We start from the raw sequence: 17,194 nt of genomic DNA, 5'->3' as shown, positions 1-17,194 counted from the left end.
AGCAGTTATTTTCCGATTGAATCGTAAATATTAAATACCGGCAGCATTATCGAAATGATAATAAATCCAACGATGGCAGCCATAAATACAATCAGTATGGGTTCCAGCATTGCAACCAGCTTAGCGATGGAATTCTCCACCTCATCATCATAGTACTCCGAGGTCTTATCCAGCATAGCCTCTATGGTACCGGATTCTTCCCCGATTCCGATCATGGAATAGACCATGGGAGGCAGGATATTCGCTTTACGCAGGGACTGGGAGAGAGGCATTCCTTTACGGATATCTTCTTTTGTGACTTCCAGGCCATCCATTACGATCCGGTTGCCGATGACTTTTATAACGATTTCCAGAGACTGGATCAGGGTCATACCGCTGGACAACAAGGTACTTAAAGTCCTTGTAAACCGTACCGCAGAAATCTTGGTAATGGTCTTTCCCAGAATCGGCATTTTCAATAGCATATAATGCCATTTCCGCTTGCCTTCCTCCGTGGCCAGGTAGGCTCTGAGGGCCAGCACGATTATGGCGATTGCCAGGAATATTATGTACCAGTATCCGGTTAGAATACCAGAGAATGCCAGCAGTATCCTGGTCGGCAGTGGCAAAACCATATCTGCCGTAAACATGGTCATAAATACGGGGAGTACTTTCATAACCAGAATCAATACGACGGCTACGCAAAGCACTGCAAGAATGATGGGGTACATCATGGAGGATCTGATCTTGTTTCTCAGTTTGACATCTTTTTCGAAGGTGTCGGCCACTCTGGCGATGACAGAATCCAGGCTTCCGCTGGCTTCTCCGGCTTCCACCATGCTTATCATGATTTCAGGATAGACATTTTCCTGCTTTTTCAATGCTTCCGACAGCTGTTCGCCCTTCTGGACGCTTTCATAAAGCCTTCGGATGCTTTCCTTCACGTTCTTTTTCTCCATCTGGAGATAAAGTATGTTCAGCGCCTTTACCAGGGTCACTCCGGCTTCCAGCATGGCCGACAGCTGTCGGGAAAACATGGCAATGTCCTTCAGTGACAGCTTCAGCTTATTGCCTCCGATGATATCCTTTTTGGCCTCGGTTTTCTGAAAGCTGACAAGATATAAAGCATTCGCTTTTATCTGCTTCATTAAGGCCGCTTCGTCCTCAGCTTTCAACTTGTAATTTTTGATGGTTTTTCCGTCTACCCCTTTAACAACACACTTGTATTCCTGCATACTCCCACCTCAATATAAGAATCAAGCATGACCAGTGAAAACATAACCATGTTTGATAATTCATTATAGGTTCATTATACCTTTATCCTATATATTGTGCAATTAAAAATGTTCATGGAAATGACGCCGGACGGATTCTAAAATCTGGTCGCTTTTGCAAATACGGTCATGTTTCAGTAATTCTTCGCTGTGGCACCCGAACAGGCAACATACTTGATGTTTATCGACAAGGCGGAATCTGGAGATAACTCTCATCAGATGATGCTGAGGCCATCCGATTCGGACTGTGCTGCGGAATTAAAGGTTGTGAGCTCGCTAGCGATAAAGATCGATACGGGGTATTGACGATGAAAATACACATAGTAAGTTTATTTTATTGAATGATATAGTAAATTAAACTCCTCCTGATGCCGGATAAAAACTTATCCAAGTCATAATCAACCTCAATCATATCATATTTATATCCCTTATGCTTTATCAGCGACAACACGGTTTCTTCCGGACGCTTTTGCCTGATAGAGCTGTTGGTCAACTCTCCTGTATAAATCATCCAAAGATTCATCTGCGTTACGCTCTACAACGCCAATACTAACTGTTATTTTCTCATTCATAGGTTGAACCGTATTCTCAATTGCTGAGCAGATCTTCTCCGCTACATTAACTGCCCCGTCGATAGTTGTTTCAGGAATCAGCACAATAAATTCTTCTCCACCAAATCTTGCAAAGATATCTGAACTCCGCAAAATAGCATTTATTGTTTCAGCAAACTTTTTTAGAACGCCATCCCCAGCTATGTGCCCATAAGTATCGTTGATTTTCTTGAAAAAATCCAGGTCCAGCATCAAAAAGGAAATCGGCTTATGGTAACGGGTCGATCTTTCCAACTCTTCTTCTGCCCTTTTTTCAAAAAAAGCTCTGTTGTAACATCCTGTTAAATAGTCATGCGTACTTAAGTATAAAACTTCTTTTTCTGTTTTCTTCCGTTTTTCAATATTGCGGCTTACACCTATAATTTCTATTTCCTGGCATGTATTATATTTTAATTGAAGTGTTACCTCTACCCATATGATTTCACCATTTTTACATGGTTGCTGCACTTCCCCTCGCAAGCTTTGCACCATCTTTGGATCTTTTATAAAAAGAGGCACATGAGCAGAAAGTTTTTCCATCACAAATTGAACTGATGAAGGCGTCAACGCTTCTTCCATTTTCTCAGCCATCGCTTCTTCTACCGTGTATCCTCTTAGTTGCTCAATGGAGGGGCTTATATATGTGAAGTGCTTTTTGTTCAGATTTAAAACCCAGATGACATCTGAAATATTTTCTGTTATTAGCCTATATCGTTCCTCACTCTTCATCAATTCATGATTGGCATGGTCCAATTGAATATTGTTTTCATGTATTATGTTGATTTGCTCGGCATTTTGTTTTCGGAGTCTCTCAAGCCTGAGGTGGCCTTCGATCATGTTTCTCATCTTACTCATCAATTCAATTAAATCGTCAGAAAATTGATTCTCCTTGTCATCAAGCAAACATATCGTGCCAAAAAGACTGCCGTCCGGATTTCTAATCGGGAATCCAAGGTATGCTACAAGATTGTGTTTAAGATCTGGGTTATGGTTCCACTCATCGGATTTTAAGGCGTTGGAAACCAGAAGTTTACTCTGGGTTTTAATTACCCTTTCACAATATAGACCCGAACCATGAAGACACTCTTTTTCATTGATTTTATAAGGATTACCTTCTTTATTGCTTGCAACAAAGACTTCAATTTTATCTGAAATAACACGCATGATAAGACCAACACGTGCGTTGGACAATCTTGTGACAAGATCAATAATACTTTGCCATTCCGCTATTGTATCAGTTGATAAATATTCATAGCATGGGTTCATGCTATAATACTCTTCAATCATTCGCCGATCTCCTTCCTTGTTCTATACTAGCTCCTTTAGATGTCCAAATTATATGAATTCGATTTTTATAACAATCAAAAATCATTTCGGGTTGTTTTCCATAATTTGCTTCAGGGTTTTAATTTGAATATCCAAAAACTCAACATAAAAACAGTATACAACAGCCTGCAAACAATTACAAACACTGCATTTTTAAAGTTTTTTAGCTTCTAACCATGCAGCATGCTGGTGCTTACAATGCGCCTCCAGGGAATCGAACCCCACACACCCTAATCTTTCTATAAGACCAGAAAATAAATAGGTATAGTAGATATGGTAGATGCGAGCATACAGCTGGTTTTATGCAATAAGTCAATAAAAAATTTATATCAATCGCCAGAATCAGCATTCTCTATAATTTTAGGATCCCTTATAGTCTTGATTCTATTGATCATCGCCCTGACAGCAGCTCCTCCAGCAAGGAACAACATTACATAAACCAGCATTATGCTGATGTTTTCCTTCAAAAGCGCTATGTTGATTCCGGATATGATCATTTTAAGTATCTTTACTGTATAGGTCATTGGCAGAAAGGTTCCAATCACCCTATATATTTCCGGAGTAGCTTCTATAGGGAAGGTTCCTCCTGATGATGCTATCTGAAATATAAGCGCCACAAAGAGCACTGGCGATGCAAAGAAACCAATTGCATGCTGCAAGCCATACATTATGCAGTAAAATGCAACCGCGGTGAAAATATTGCCCAGGTAAAAGCCTCTTACGCTGACAGCATTTATATTTAGCACGTTAAGTACCACGTAACTGAGTATCAAAGCCTGAATTGTCACAAGCAATGAGCCTGATATAAGCTTCCCCCAAAAGCTTCCCAGAAATTTTCCCTTGTACACCGCTGCAAATCTTGCAACGGTGAAAACTATACTTATAAACATCGCCCCAAGCCAAAGGGATAAGGACATGAAGTAAGGCGCAAAGCCCTCACCGTAATGCTTAACATCATTAATTGGATTAGTTTTCAAGACGACTGGATCTGAAACATAATCAGACATATTTTCTGCATTAAACGTAAGCATATTGTTCAGTTCATCATCGCCTGCATTTAGTCCATCACTTAGCTTGATAGCCCCCTCGTTTGCCTGACCGAGACTATCGCTTAAAGCTGCTGTTCCATCACTTAACTTTGTCAAGCCGCTTGAAAGCTCTCCTGTTTTAACAGCGGCTGTATTCAGCCCCTGGTTTAGAGCTTCCGTACCATCATTAACGGATTTTATGCCATAATTGAGTGCTTGTGCACCGCTGTTTAATGTATCAAGCCCCTGGGACAGCCGGCTTGTTTTTACGGCTGCGGTGTTCATTCCCTCCAGCAGGCTGTAGCTTCCGCTTTGAAGGCTCTTTGCTCCTGCAATAAGTTGATCCAGATCTGCTCCCGTTATAGCCATGCTGCTTTCAAGACCTGTTGCCTGCTCAGCAATTCCTGAGGAAATCTGATTTGAACCCTCATAAAGCTGCTTCAGACTGGCAGCCAGTGGATCTGCAGAAGTCGCTGCCTGTCTAAGTGGTTCTGTTATATTGGATGACATATCAGATCTATTGATTTTATCTACAGTTGAAATCGCTGCAATTATCTTTTCCTTATCCACATCGCTTAAATCTGAGTTTTTAATGTTATCTACTTCTGAATTCAGAATATCTGATGCCTGACTCGTTTCCTTAGCAGCCTGATCAACGCCCTCTGCCAATACATTAAGGCTCGTGTTCAATGTGCTGCTTAGCTTGTCAGCTCCCTTTACAAGTAATGATATCTGTTCATTTTTCGTCAAGAGTCCGTTTTTAAATGAAACCAATCCATTTACAAGTATATCTATTCCAGAGGCCAGCTGCCCTTCTCCACTGGCGGCTGCCGTCAGTCCTGTCTGGAGAAGCCTGGATCCCTCCGCTGCAGTTCCAATACCCTGGGATAAACTACTGCTTCCTTCATAGAGCTTAAGGGTTCCATCTCCAAGCTGACTGGAACCATTTGCTGCACTATAGATCCCATCCTTAAGCTTTAAGGATCCCTCCGCTGCCTGTTCAGTCCCGACAACAAGAGCTTCGCTTCCATCATATAATTTTTGTGTGCCACTCTGAATCGTTGATGCCCCATCCCCAGCAGCCTTTATTGAAACCCTGACATCATAAAGGCTCTCCACAAGGACCTTTGAAATCTCCTTCTGGATGTTAGAACTTATCTCTGTCTTTAAGCCCTGGGCCACCCTCTCGGAAATCTGTGAAAACACAAAGTTTCTCCCCTTATTTGCAGTATAAATTATCTCAGGTCTTTCTAAATTGCCACCTCCGGCATCTGCAACTCTTTGAGAGAAATCCTCAGGGACCACAATCATAGCATAGTAGTCGTCCCCTTCAACTCCTCTTTCCGCTTCATCATAGCTTAAAAATTTCCATGCAACCTTGTCATTGGTTTTAAGCTTATCCTCCAACTCTCTTCCAACAGCATATTCCTTGCCATCTCTTTCAACTGGTTTATCCAGATTCACAAAAGCAACAGGGACATTGCTTACTTTTCCGTAAACATCCCATATGGAACCAAGGTAAACTGCGGAATAAAGCACTGGAACAAACAGCACGCCAATAGTTGCCACAATTAGAATTGTTTTTACGAGTCCTTTTGTGCTCTTTTTCTTACCTGTGCTCATCTTATATACCCTTTCATTTTAACATTCCTTATCAGGAGTATCGTCTTACTTTACGGCCATATTAAGAATATATGAATATAAATGGACCTGGCCCCCTGATAAACCGTTGCATTTTAATTGACACATGTTGTATTATAGATAGTATAAGGAATAGTTCAATCGTTAATATGTGCTGCTTTTGTTGATTAATCAACATATCTTCCATTTATGTTGATTATTTTGATGTAAATAAATCAGGAGGACTTTTATGGAAGAAAAAAAGATAGACAGGCGTGTTCGGAGGACCAAGAGACTGCTTCTCAATGCATTGATACAACTTATGTCTGGAAAGAAAATAAACAAAATAACCGTTAAAGAGCTTACGGACTTGGCTGATGTAAACAGAGCAACTTTCTACCTTTATTACAGGGATATATATGACATGGTGGATCAGGTTGAAACTGAAATGCTCTCTGAATTCACTGTAGCTTATAAAAAATACTCTAGTTCTGCTTCAACCTACGAAGAAATGATGCCATTCATCACCTATGTCTTTGAATTTGTGAAAAACAATTCAGAAATGTGCAAAATACTTCTGGGTCCGGACGGAAATTATTCATTTATACAGAAATTCAGGGAAGCAATCAACAATTCCCAGCCTCTTTTGTTAGATACATCTTCAAAAATAAAGCTTAACTACTACAAGCCTTTCATAATATCAGGCTGCATTGGAGTTATCCAGAAATGGCTTGAAAATGGAATGGATTCTTCCCCTGATGAAATGGCTAAACTTATAATTGACTTTTAATTTTCACACAGTGAATTCGGACTTAAGTGCAAATTTTTATCTCAAAATCCACAGATTACATTTTTCAACAACCGTTTTAAAGGAGGTCCTTTCATTGACTCAAATATCCGATTGACAGAATGAAAGATCCACCATAAAATAGTTGTAGCTACAACTATTTTATTTTTATGTGAGGACATAAACCATGTTAATGAACAACCTATCCATTATAATTCGACACTGCCGCACCTTTTGTGAGCGTAAACTTCGAGAACTTGATATCGGATTTTCAGAACAAGTAATTCTGATGTATCTTTCAGAGAATAAAAATGTCAGTCAAGATGATATCGTAAAGCATTTTATGATTGACAAAGGCGCTATTGCAAAATCTTTAAGTAAATTAGAAGCAAAAGACTATATAATTCGTAATGAAAATCCACTGGATAAAAGAGAAAAATTGATTCTGCTGTCCTCAAAAAGCGAGCAGATTTTCGATTATATGAAACTTATTTTGGAAGAATGGAATCAATATTTTTTTAGGGGCTTAAGTTCAGAAGAAATCGAACAATTTGTCAGAATTTTAGGAACGATGGCAGACAATGTTTCTCAAATACCCGAGTAAAACTTTGAACTGGAGAGGCAAACTAATGGAACAAACAAAGAATAAGAATTTCGGACTGATCTTAGCAGTGTATCTTTTAGGTATTTTCATGGGGGCACTTGATACTGGAATCGTCACCCCTGCCAGAACGATTATCCAAAACAATTTATCCGTCGACGAAAAAACAGGCATCTGGATGATCACGATTTACACACTCGCCTATGCAGCGAGTATTCCAATCATGGGAAAACTTGCTGATAAGTATGGACGTAAATACATTTATTTGACAAGTATTTTCCTATTTGGAATTGGTTCAATGTTTTGCGGATTGGCACAAAACATGGACAGTTTTACGGTTCTTTTAATTGCCAGAGCTGTTCAGGCCATAGGCGGAGGCGGAATCCTACCCGTTGCTACTGCCGAATTCGGCACGACTTTTCCAAGAGAAAAACGCGGTATGGCGCTTGGTTTAGTGGGTGGTGTTTTCGGAATTGCCAATATCTTTGGTGCTTCGGCCGGCAGCGCCATTTTGGATTTATTTGGAAAAAATAATTGGCAGTACATTTTCTACATCCATATCCCAATCACACTCTTCATATTAATTGCCGGTTTTTTGACTCTTCCGAATACAAAAGAAAAAAATGTGAAACCAATCGATTTTGCCGGTATCTCAATATTGACTGTAATGGTGCTATCCTTATTATACGGGCTGAAAAACGTTGATTTTTTCAGTCTTGGGACTTCTGTAATGAGTTCGGCTGTGTTGCCGTTCCTGCTGATTTTTATATTTTTACTTCCGATCTTTATCCAAGTTGAAAAAAAGGCTCAAGATCCCGTTATTAATTTAAAGTATTTTAAAAATGCCAATATTGTCATTACGCTTGTTCTTTCGTTTGTAATTGGGGTTGCTATGATGGGTATGATTTTTGTACCTCAGTTTTCTGAAAATGCTTTGAAAATCGCCTCGGGAAGTGGCGGTTATTTTGTCTTGGTTCTCGCAGTTTTTGCAGGTGTTGGCGCCCCCCTCTCAGGAAGACTCATCGATTTATTTGGTGTGAAAATCGTCCTGGGCTTTGGCTTTATCGCGAACATCGCCGGGGCCCTGTACCTTGTGTTAATCACAACCAATTATCCGACTTTCTTCCATGTCATAGTGAGCTTGATCCTCATAGGACTTGGCATGGGTTTCACTATAGGTACACCGCTAAACTACATGATGCTTGAAAATACAAGAAAAGAAGAATCCAATTCGGCCTTGGCTACTCTCTCTCTTATAAGGTCAATTGGAACGGCGATTGCCCCTGCAATTATGATTGGGTTTATCGCACATGCAGGTATTGGAATTCAATCAAATGTCATGGAACTGCTCCCAACTGAAATAAGTGTTCCACCTCTTCCCTATGCACAAGAATTGACAGATGAATTTGCAAAATTAAAAAGCGATCCAGCAACCAGCGAACAATTCTCAAAGTTTACCATGCCTGATCTGACTTCTATGCAGACAGTACAAATAAATATGAATGGCAACGGTGATTATATGATGCCGAATGACCTGGTTGACTTGATGAAAACATCAGATGTCACAAACATTACACAAAACACGAAAATTCTCGCTGATAGAATGTTCATGGAAATGACACCGGACGTCATTATAAAAATAACTTCTGGTATCGATAATGGCATTTCAGGCCTGAGTAAGGGAATTGAATCCCTGGATCAAAAAATCATTGAGATGGAAAAAATGCCCATTGGCGCAGGACCCGGTCCGGCTGTTATCGCACAAATGAAAACATCAAAAATCCAAATGTCGGAAACCCTTCAAAAAATGACTGCATTGAGGGATGCTGTGCCATCCTCATTTGAGCAGGCGAAAGCAAATTACCTGCGTGAAATAGATAATACCAGTCCTGAAATTGAAAAAGCTTTTCAAACCACCTTGAATAAAGGCTTTAAGCAGGTCTATCTTACTGTTTTCGCAGCATCTGTAATCGCTATTCTGTTATTGATTTTCTATCGTGATGATTATAAAGTACGCAAAAAATAATAACTCCAGCAAACAAGAAGCACCAGCCCCAGGGACTCTTCCGTCCCCAAAGCTGGTGCTTCCTTATCTCTTAAACTATATCTTTTTAACAAACTCCGACTTCAGGCTCATCGCCCCGAACCCGTCGATCTTGCAGTCGATGTTATGGTCCCCGTCAACCAGACGTATATTCTTTACTTTTGTGCCCATCTTTATGGGTCCGGAAGCGCCTTTTACCTTGAGATCCTTGATGATTGTTACGGAATCCCCATCCATCAGGATGTTTCCATTGACGTCCTTAACGACCATTTCATCCACATTGCTCGGATTTTCGGTTCCGGCAGCCCACTCATGCGCGCACTCCGGACAGATCAGAAGGTTTCCATCCTCATATATGTATGACGAATTGCATTTCGGGCAGTTTGGTAAATTATCCATTGATTCATTTTCTCCATTCGTTAATTGTCTTTTTCACAAAAAAATAAGCACCTACCCCAAGGCTCTTCCGTCCCCAAAGCTGGTACTTACAATGCGCCTCCAGGGGATCGAACCCTGCACACCCTGATTAAGAGGACCTTCAAATCAAAATCTAAGAGTTGCCGCTTTCCTAGGGTTTACAAGTGATAGCGCTTTTTCGCAATTTGGTTTACATAACTAGGCGACCGTTCCGGCGAACAAGCGCTATTGATAATCTTTATTGTCGGATTTTCTCAACTTGAAACTCGCACTTGGTCTTCATTTTTCCGCATCGAGGTTGCTCTCTTTTTGGAAAATACGTCGGATGTCTACTTTCCCGCCTTTTCTCTTATCCTTTAGTCATCCTAAATATCAACCTGGCCATTTCGACATGGCCGGAGAAAGTAGAAATGATGTCTTGCGCTAATTTTGGAACCTTATGTTCGTGGGAACCTATCAATCAAAATACGGATTCATCACATAGCCCGCTGGATATGACTCGATATAGTCCTCAAGTGGTGGAAAGTGCGAAAGCACATTATCTACAAAATCATAAAGATGATCAATATCGTCTAAAAATTCCAGTGGAGTTCCGATATCTCTGTATCTAAACGAATGAATTGCATTTCTTTTATGCTGTACAGAATTAACCCATGCGTACTCCGGTGAATTCTCATCATTCCATAGCTTTCCACTACTAAAGTCTTTAAGATTATCGAAAGACGCTTTTTCCGGCTCTATCATTTTACCTTTTTTATTTGTAATCGGGCTCTTACAATAATCTTCATAATAAACACAGTAAAAGAATTTTAGCCACGACTCAACTACTGCACCAAGATTTGCACGTGCAAGAATGAGCTCCCCCGTAGTCATTGTGAGACTTTTATCAATCCAAATTATCAATGCTTTAGTTAATTCGCTTTGCCATTCAAGCATAGCGTCGTCCAGCTTATCTGCCGCCGAATCCGGTGCTATCCCACGAGCTTCTTTCCATATGAGAGCCGCATTATTTGTAAGTATAACCAGCACATCATAACGATCTCTTTTAGCCATTAGTTTTCCTCTACTATTTTTTAGCCTTATTAATGGTATCAAACATTTTTGCAGGAGATAATTCACTTAGCTCCTTATTGTCAGCTAATGCGCGTACGGCTTTAGTGTGTACAAACACATCAGCGTCATGTTCTTCAAAGCCTTTTTCTAGAATCAGGTATTGATACAATTCTCTACAAGGATGTAACATGAATTTCTCATTCTGAAACGCACTAGTTGCTTCCTCTCTATCTGCCTCACATACCTTCATCAATACCCTCAGGATTTCTTCATTCTTAACTTTTGCTTCATACAAAGCAGCAGTAACAAGTTTTATTTCATTTCTTCTAGCTCTGCGTTCTTCCAATGAACTCATATACATATCCGTTCCCTCCAGTAATTAATGTTTTTTAGCTAGCTGTTCTGCTATCTCAATGTTTTCGGCAGCTACTCTGTCTCCAGAATTTGTGTCAATCAAACACAATCGGAGTATAAAACTGCGTCTGATACTCCGATTTTACACCTAAAAGCCGGAGGAGCCCTTGCTGTAGCTCATTCAGCTTGCTTTCAATCTTCTCCGTGGTCTGGTCGTCATCTTCACTCAAAACCGTTGAAATATTCTCCAATTGGACAGGGAGGAAGTCATCTCAACTGCCCAACATCTCAATAATTGCTTTGGATCAGTGGGTCGTTTTAAGTTCATAAATACCGCAGTTAATGTCAAAACCAAAACTTTAAAACGATCCACATTGTAGATTAACGCGGAGTCCTCTCGCCACTGAAGACCCTATGGAAAAATGCCTAGACCAGCACGCCTTCATATGGAAGTTCGTCATTTTTATAGATAGAATGTGGCGTACCCTATGTCTTTCGAGCTTATCGTGGTCCGGCGCATAAATTCTCACATGGAAGGTATGATTTTATGACTTTAAATCCAAGGATTGTCAAGATTAATTTCTCCAGTATTCATGTGTTTCTCCCATGCTTCTTCAGCATAATTGAACAAATCATCTATGAACTCAGCATTTTGCGAAGCTGCAATCCCTACATTTCCAGTAGTTTCATCAAAATTTGCCACTATTGTAACAATTCTCCATTTATCACGCCAATCATCCTCACGTTCTCGAAGATTAAACTTCCCACCTAAGTCTAGTATTAAACTGTAGTCCCTATCATCTATCTTACTTGCTATTTCTTCTATTAACTGTTTCTTATCCATGAATAACATTCCCCCTGTAATTTTCTATTATGCTTCACAATTTATCACAAACATTCCTATGTGATATTCCTGTTTTTTTGTTGTATTAAGTCGAATTATATCATTTTTATATAGTTAAGTAAACTTACACTCGTGGGAATTTTACCTGTTTCACAACAAATACAACACATTTATTTGAAATTTTAAATGTATAACCCTTCGTTAGGTATATTGCAATGTCCAGGAGTAACATCGCGCCAGTATAGCTGAAAAACTTTTCTGTTTTTACACGCAAATTGCGCTGACACGTTTGTGCTGTCCTTGAGATTTATACCCATGTCGGAATTTTTTCCGTATATTTTAATGATTTATTACTCAAGACACTTCAAAAAATCCCAAACAAATATGCGTTGCTCCTAAAATAACGAATAGCATAAACACGTAGTATATATCTTTGTGTTCATATATTCCCGTATTATATAACCCAAATATCGTCTCTTCTAATCCATCTACCGCAACTCCGATTGACCCACTGGTCAGAAATGCGCCCCCAACGATTGTATCTTTTAATCCTTTCATGTTTTCCTCCTATCTACAACCGTACCGGTCTTATGCATTAAATTATTATCTGCGATGAAGTACTATGCTCCTTCTGTTTAACGAAATAAAGGGGTTTAAGGGCACTTTATCGGTAGTGATAAAGTGCCCCCTCCGCACTCTAGCCATTTGAAACGTTTTTGAAGAAGTCATCATTGATAACCTGTGCTGTCTTATTTTTCTGGTCCTGATTTACGTGTGCATAGATGTTCATCGTGATATCACAGCTCTTATGGCCTGCTCTCTCCTGCACGGACTTCGGATTCAATCCTAGCGCAATCATCATTGATATCCCCGAATGCCTGCTTCCATGCAGTTTTATGTGTCTGATGCCGTTCTTCTTTAAAATTCGGCTCCATTTCTGATAGAAGGAAGAACCCTGATATGGTCTGCCATTTTCCTGACAGATGATCAGATCATTATCTTCATACTTCGGACCATGCTTTAGCTTGTTCTGCAGCTGTCTGAGCTTTTCCTTTCGTAATAATCCCATCGTGTAATCTGTCAGTACCATGCTTCTCTTGCTGCTTTGTGACTTTGTTCCATCCTTGAATTTACATCCGTTAAGCGTCCGTATGTAGGTATGCTGTATCGTCAGAATCCCTGATTTCATGTCGAGATCGCTCCACCGTGCTCCCAGTGCCTCTGATCTCCTGGCTAAGGTATCAAAAAGAAAGACGATTATCAGTTCATCATCCGTTCCTTTTATCCCTTTGAACAGGCGCTGGATTTCATCTTCTGAAAAGACCTCTAGTTCTTTTTTCACGTTTCGTCTTCCGATGGTCACGCCCTTTAAAGGATTCTTCTTTAAGAATTCCAAATCGACTGCTTTATTCAGGGCCGTATTGAATACTCTCCTGATATGCTTCAACGTTTCGTCTGATAGGGGCTTATCACTCAATGGTGATTTGACCCCCCATGCATTGAAAGTCTTCTGGATATGTAAAGTGCTTAAAGCTTGAAGTTTTGCTTTTCCCCAGGTCGGAATGAGATATCGATCCATAATTTCCCGGTAATCCAGCTCCGTACTCTCACTTCTTTGGTTTACAATGTAGGCTGCATACCATTCCTCCAAATAATCGTTGACCTTCATTTCACTCGGCAATATGAATTCACTGTTGAGATACTCTGCTTTCATCTGAATCAATAGGGCCTCCGCCGCTTCCTTCGTACGCGCTTTCTTATACGGCTTAATTTGTTTCCCGTTTTCATCCCTCCCCAAAAATAAGACCGCTCTGTAATGGGTAATTTCACCCTTTGAATTTTTCCTAGGCTCGAGATGGCCCGAGACTACTTTTTTTCCTGTATACATTCCTGTACTCCTTTCTGTATGTTTCTCTGTCTGGTATCTGATTTATAATATAAGCATGATTTTCCTGCTGATTTTCTTCGTTAAGGAGGAAGCTGCTGCTGCCAGTATTGACAGCAGTTTGCAGATCCTCAAAAGTTTCATGTATTTCTCTTCCGTTGATTATTTTTCCAGCAGAAGTCTTTCGAATTCCTGCCTTCTGTAATGCAGATAGTAGGTGTCTTTGTCCATCTCATAAACACAGCCACACCCACTCAGCTCCTCCAATGAGCATGTCTCAAGCTTTTCTAACTGCTTCCGGATATTCTCTATAACACGCTTTGATTCCTCTTCTTTTAATTCATTAATCAGGTAATATTCTGGCACATACCAAATGGCAGTCAAATTGTTTCTGTATACATATAAATGGCAAGGGGGATACTCTAGTTCATAAAAATCGGCGGCTATGAGCTCCTTGAAGGGTACTCTCTCCTCTCCATCGCGTGGTATAAACCCTTCCTTATAGCTAAACGTAGCCCAGATATTTTCGAATAGGAATTCTGCCCTATTTATTTCAAAAGCTTTCTTAATAAATTTCGGACTCATCCTCATCATGTCATTCATATCCACCATACTATCCATGACCTGTTGCCATTCTCTCTCGGACTCCTCTTGCTGTTTGTTTATTTTTTTATCCTCTACTTTATTCATTTTTTCTTCCTTTCATCTGCTAATCACTTTTAGCATCATCTGTATTTGCAAATATCCCCAAAATTCCTTCAGGGATAACCCAACAGTTTCCTTACCTTCTACGTACTCTTTTCTTCAACTCTTCCTGTTCTGGCTTTTCATCTTCCCCGATAAAGCCCAAATACTTGTAAAGGTCTATTTTACTAATTCTATAGCCCCTGGCCCCATCGTTAACCACCCGGATCTTGCCCTGTTTGATCAGCTTCAAGGTCGTCTTATAGCTGCGTTTAATATAGGTAGCCACCTCGTGAACTGTTAATAAGTCATCTAAAATCCTTAAATTTTCCATGGATGTCATCCTCCCTCTTGTTTTTTCCATTTACATGGATTTTTTATCCGCGTCCTACTTCATTTTTATTGACGCGACTGGAGATTTCTCATACATACCGTACTCCACTTCTAAAAAAGTTGTGGATGTCCTATTGCCGAAACTCAGACCGTATTCGTCGATAATCTCCTCTATGAGTGCCGTACAGTAGATCATATGCTTTAATCCGCTTTTCTTGGTTTTATACAAGCTGTCATTTTCGGGGAGTTTCTCGCCTATAAGTAACTTGTCCTTTAAAAATGCTACCTGTACAGTTGTAGGGTTATTTAATTTTCCCATGACTTCGCTGGAAAAAATGAGTCTTTTCCCTGTTTTTGCATAGACAATCGTTAGTATGCCTTTCTCTTCCGTATATCCTTGGTTCCTGGTTTTACTAGTGGCCGCTTTGGCTCCTTTGAATAGGGAGTTTTCAAGCTCTCCCTCGCAACTTTCCTCGGCACTACTGGTTTCAGCATTGCTGGTCTCTGAATCATGGTCTTCCATGGTACCCACTTCTACATCTACAACCTCTGTTGTTTCGGTCTCGTTTTTTTCAATCTTTTTTATCATTATATTTTCCTCCTGGATTTTTTTATTTTTATTTATAGGTGTAACTGACATGTCGTCTCCTCTGCGATCTGCCCTGAATATCGGCACCATGACCATATCAGCACTTTTTTCAGTGCCAGATTCGCCGATGGTGTCGATATTTTCGGCTTCTCACGGTATTATATTTCTACGGTTGGCAGGTCTTCTTCTATAAAAACGATCTGCACTTGGTTATTTGCGTTTTTTTCAATCGTTATGATTTTTGCACTGGAATGGTGCCTTATAACATATGTGATGCCGAACTGTTCAAGATTTGATTTGACTTCGTTCAACCTTCTGCTAAGCACATTCGGCTCCTTTGGCCATAACCTGGAAAATGTATCTATGTTTTCCTTTTCTGCGATACTCTGGAGCGTTCCAAGGAGTTCGTTGATAGATCCCTTCCAGCTGTCCATCCTGTTCATCAGCTTTATTACTGCTACTGCAATCGGATTGGATTCCACTGCTTCATCGTTAGCTCGTTCCTGATTGTTCAGGTATGCATCAAGAAACACTTCTCCGCCAATACCTGCCGCTTCTGCTATGGCATATCCCCATCTGGTGAAATCTGCCATCCTTCCCAGCCTGTCTAACTGTACTTCCTCATATAGGCTCATCGCCTTGGAGAGTACTGTAAATATGGCGCCTAGGATTTTTGGTTTGTCACTGTTAAAATCTCGCCATATCCTCTGCTCTTCTTTACGTTCTTCTGGAGGAATTCTTTCCAGTTCCAGTAAGATGGCACGATCAAGCAGATCCGCTCTGGTTGCAACGACATTAATGCCATTAAGCATAACTGGTTCTTTAAAATAGAGTATGGTTTCATCATCATCGGTGTATAATGTCCTTTTACTGAATCCGCCGCCTGTAGCAGCCATGCATAACAAGTCGCTTTTTTCAGGCGTTATATTGTCAATGTTATCAAAGCAAGGCATGTAATTGCTGCTCAGGATCAAGGCCAGATCCGCTTTACTGGATGGCATGGATACGACATCTCTGACCGCTGGATCTACTATGCTTCTGTCCTTCTTCATGGAAGTTGTTTTTGATGCGCCTTTTTCCCCATATATGATATCTATGGGATGCGAAATATCCGGGATAAACTTTGTCACCATATCAACCATGTGCAATATCTCGTCCGCTTTGTTCTTGAACCTATAGTACTTATTTAGAATTGTGAGGTCATCATAAGGAACGGGGAGAACTTGCTCTTTCATGTTTTTACTTCTAGTGAACAGGATCGGCGGGGCACTTGTTATTGTCCACCCAGACTCATCTATTACAACATTATTCCAGCCGGCATCTACAAGATCGTAATAGTATTTGCCTTCATGCTTTGAGCACCTTTTTGAGAGCGTATACTTTTTTCCGGAAAATACAGCTTTCATTTCCAAAACACTCAGGGACTGATTCATGGCATCCGTACCGGGTGCTCTTCCTGTTTTGAATATTCCGTTCCAATAATGCATGCTTTTCGGAAAGTCAGAGCATCCCTATCCGGAAGAACAGAGCACCGCTTTCCGGATAGAGTGCAGTTTGTAAGTTAAATCTTAATCGAGTTCATCGTTGGCACCAGGATCAACTGCCCAGATAAGATTGACCCATTCTTCAGAATTCATCGGTCTCAAGCATGTGCCCCACATCCTTTGACGGAGGATTTTAATCCATGGCGCTCACGCATGGATATCCGGCCATCAATCATGACTTCATAGGAATTGTGAACAATCCGGTCGATGATGGCTTCTGACACCGTAGCATCCCTTTCCGT

17 protein-coding genes are annotated in these 17,194 nt (G+C 40.4%); 3 read left to right on the top strand and 14 right to left on the bottom strand.

The genetic code is table 11. The annotated features are described in order from the left end of the window. Positions 1-5: 5 nt before the first annotated feature. The 3 genes from BUA79_RS09035 to BUA79_RS09025 all read right to left on the bottom strand — a co-directional run bounded on the left by BUA79_RS09035 (position 6) and on the right by BUA79_RS09025 (position 5,820). Complete coding sequence (locus BUA79_RS09035; protein ID WP_073994113.1) at positions 6-1,214, bottom strand: type II secretion system F family protein; 1,209 nt, start codon at positions 1,212-1,214, stop codon at positions 6-8. Between the two features lie 467 nt (positions 1,215-1,681). Next, complete coding sequence (locus tag BUA79_RS09030) at positions 1,682-3,130, bottom strand: diguanylate cyclase (RefSeq protein WP_073994112.1); 1,449 nt, start codon at positions 3,128-3,130, stop codon at positions 1,682-1,684. 368 nt (positions 3,131-3,498) lie between these two features. Further along, positions 3,499-5,820, bottom strand: coding sequence for a YhgE/Pip family protein (locus BUA79_RS09025; protein ID WP_073994111.1), 2,322 nt, complete (start codon positions 5,818-5,820; stop codon positions 3,499-3,501). Positions 5,821-6,067: 247 nt separating this feature from the next. Here BUA79_RS09025 and BUA79_RS09020 point away from each other — a divergent pair, with 247 nt between their 5' ends. The 3 genes from BUA79_RS09020 (at position 6,068) to BUA79_RS09010 (ending at position 9,231) form a co-directional block, all read left to right on the top strand. Further along, a complete protein-coding gene (locus tag BUA79_RS09020; RefSeq protein WP_073994110.1) occupies positions 6,068-6,607 on the top strand; it encodes a TetR/AcrR family transcriptional regulator in 540 nt (179 codons plus the stop codon). Positions 6,608-6,791: 184 nt separating this feature from the next. Next, a complete protein-coding gene (locus tag BUA79_RS09015; RefSeq protein WP_073994109.1) occupies positions 6,792-7,208 on the top strand; it encodes a MarR family winged helix-turn-helix transcriptional regulator in 417 nt (138 codons plus the stop codon). A 25-nt stretch (positions 7,209-7,233) separates the two neighbouring features. Further along, a complete protein-coding gene (locus BUA79_RS09010) occupies positions 7,234-9,231 on the top strand; it encodes an MFS transporter (protein ID WP_073994108.1) in 1,998 nt (665 codons plus the stop codon). 75 nt (positions 9,232-9,306) lie between these two features. On the opposite strand, the gene BUA79_RS09005 is transcribed toward BUA79_RS09010, so the two are convergent. The 11 genes from BUA79_RS09005 to BUA79_RS08960 form a co-directional block, all read right to left on the bottom strand. Further along, positions 9,307-9,648: a zinc ribbon domain-containing protein YjdM gene (locus BUA79_RS09005; protein WP_073994107.1), complete on the bottom strand. Its 342-nt coding sequence runs from the start codon at positions 9,646-9,648 to the stop codon at positions 9,307-9,309. A gap of 474 nt (positions 9,649-10,122) precedes the next feature. Then, a complete protein-coding gene (locus BUA79_RS09000; protein WP_073994106.1) occupies positions 10,123-10,719 on the bottom strand; it encodes a hypothetical protein in 597 nt (198 codons plus the stop codon). Positions 10,720-10,732: 13 nt separating this feature from the next. Continuing rightward, positions 10,733-11,080, bottom strand: a complete 348-nt coding sequence (locus tag BUA79_RS08995; protein WP_073994105.1) for a hypothetical protein — start codon at positions 11,078-11,080, stop codon at positions 10,733-10,735. Positions 11,081-11,168: 88 nt separating this feature from the next. After that, the gene (locus BUA79_RS12560; protein ID WP_178138573.1) at positions 11,169-11,324 is read right to left on the bottom strand and encodes a hypothetical protein; all 156 of its coding nucleotides are present in this window, start codon (positions 11,322-11,324) and stop codon (positions 11,169-11,171) included. A 302-nt stretch (positions 11,325-11,626) separates the two neighbouring features. Further along, positions 11,627-11,917 carry a hypothetical protein gene (locus BUA79_RS08990; protein ID WP_073994104.1) on the bottom strand — a complete coding sequence of 97 codons (291 nt, stop codon included), beginning with the start codon at positions 11,915-11,917 and terminating at the stop codon, positions 11,627-11,629. A 354-nt stretch (positions 11,918-12,271) separates the two neighbouring features. Continuing rightward, positions 12,272-12,475 carry a hypothetical protein gene (locus tag BUA79_RS08985; RefSeq protein ID WP_073994103.1) on the bottom strand — a complete coding sequence of 68 codons (204 nt, stop codon included), beginning with the start codon at positions 12,473-12,475 and terminating at the stop codon, positions 12,272-12,274. Positions 12,476-12,614: 139 nt separating this feature from the next. Further along, a complete protein-coding gene (locus BUA79_RS08980) occupies positions 12,615-13,805 on the bottom strand; it encodes a tyrosine-type recombinase/integrase (RefSeq protein WP_073994102.1) in 1,191 nt (396 codons plus the stop codon). 159 nt (positions 13,806-13,964) lie between these two features. Then, a complete protein-coding gene (locus BUA79_RS08975; RefSeq protein ID WP_073994101.1) occupies positions 13,965-14,492 on the bottom strand; it encodes a hypothetical protein in 528 nt (175 codons plus the stop codon). 91 nt (positions 14,493-14,583) lie between these two features. Beyond that, positions 14,584-14,820 carry an excisionase family DNA-binding protein gene (locus tag BUA79_RS08970; RefSeq protein WP_073994100.1) on the bottom strand — a complete coding sequence of 79 codons (237 nt, stop codon included), beginning with the start codon at positions 14,818-14,820 and terminating at the stop codon, positions 14,584-14,586. A 54-nt stretch (positions 14,821-14,874) separates the two neighbouring features. Next, positions 14,875-15,408, bottom strand: coding sequence for a hypothetical protein (locus BUA79_RS08965; protein WP_143147902.1), 534 nt, complete (start codon positions 15,406-15,408; stop codon positions 14,875-14,877). Positions 15,409-15,566: 158 nt separating this feature from the next. Continuing rightward, positions 15,567-16,895, bottom strand: a complete 1,329-nt coding sequence (locus tag BUA79_RS08960) for a hypothetical protein (protein ID WP_073994098.1) — start codon at positions 16,893-16,895, stop codon at positions 15,567-15,569. Positions 16,896-17,194 lie beyond the last annotated feature (299 nt).

The organism is Parasporobacterium paucivorans DSM 15970 (assembly GCF_900141895.1).
Lineage (GTDB): Bacteria > Bacillota > Clostridia > Lachnospirales > Lachnospiraceae > Parasporobacterium > Parasporobacterium paucivorans.
The sequence above is the reverse complement of the archived record's forward strand: the minus strand, read 5'-3'. Positions and strand labels throughout refer to the sequence as shown.

What these genes read in the sequence shown, in the direction of transcription:
- BUA79_RS09035 (WP_073994113.1), bottom strand. Translation starts at nt 1,214, where the DNA reads ATGCAGGAATACAAGTGTGTTGTTAAAGGGGTAGACGGAAAAACCATC.
- BUA79_RS09030 (WP_073994112.1), bottom strand. Translation starts at nt 3,130, where the DNA reads ATGATTGAAGAGTATTATAGCATGAACCCATGCTATGAATATTTATCA.
- BUA79_RS09025 (WP_073994111.1), bottom strand. Translation starts at nt 5,820, where the DNA reads ATGAGCACAGGTAAGAAAAAGAGCACAAAAGGACTCGTAAAAACAATT.
- BUA79_RS09020 (WP_073994110.1), top strand. Translation starts at nt 6,068, where the DNA reads ATGGAAGAAAAAAAGATAGACAGGCGTGTTCGGAGGACCAAGAGACTG.
- BUA79_RS09015 (WP_073994109.1), top strand. Translation starts at nt 6,792, where the DNA reads ATGTTAATGAACAACCTATCCATTATAATTCGACACTGCCGCACCTTT.
- BUA79_RS09010 (WP_073994108.1), top strand. Translation starts at nt 7,234, where the DNA reads ATGGAACAAACAAAGAATAAGAATTTCGGACTGATCTTAGCAGTGTAT.
- BUA79_RS09005 (WP_073994107.1), bottom strand. Translation starts at nt 9,648, where the DNA reads ATGGATAATTTACCAAACTGCCCGAAATGCAATTCGTCATACATATAT.
- BUA79_RS09000 (WP_073994106.1), bottom strand. Translation starts at nt 10,719, where the DNA reads ATGGCTAAAAGAGATCGTTATGATGTGCTGGTTATACTTACAAATAAT.
- BUA79_RS08995 (WP_073994105.1), bottom strand. Translation starts at nt 11,080, where the DNA reads ATGTATATGAGTTCATTGGAAGAACGCAGAGCTAGAAGAAATGAAATA.
- BUA79_RS08990 (WP_073994104.1), bottom strand. Translation starts at nt 11,917, where the DNA reads ATGGATAAGAAACAGTTAATAGAAGAAATAGCAAGTAAGATAGATGAT.
- BUA79_RS08985 (WP_073994103.1), bottom strand. Translation starts at nt 12,475, where the DNA reads ATGAAAGGATTAAAAGATACAATCGTTGGGGGCGCATTTCTGACCAGT.
- BUA79_RS08980 (WP_073994102.1), bottom strand. Translation starts at nt 13,805, where the DNA reads ATGTATACAGGAAAAAAAGTAGTCTCGGGCCATCTCGAGCCTAGGAAA.
- BUA79_RS08975 (WP_073994101.1), bottom strand. Translation starts at nt 14,492, where the DNA reads ATGAATAAAGTAGAGGATAAAAAAATAAACAAACAGCAAGAGGAGTCC.
- BUA79_RS08970 (WP_073994100.1), bottom strand. Translation starts at nt 14,820, where the DNA reads ATGGAAAATTTAAGGATTTTAGATGACTTATTAACAGTTCACGAGGTG.
- BUA79_RS08965 (WP_143147902.1), bottom strand. Translation starts at nt 15,408, where the DNA reads ATGATAAAAAAGATTGAAAAAAACGAGACCGAAACAACAGAGGTTGTA.
- BUA79_RS08960 (WP_073994098.1), bottom strand. Translation starts at nt 16,895, where the DNA reads ATGCATTATTGGAACGGAATATTCAAAACAGGAAGAGCACCCGGTACG.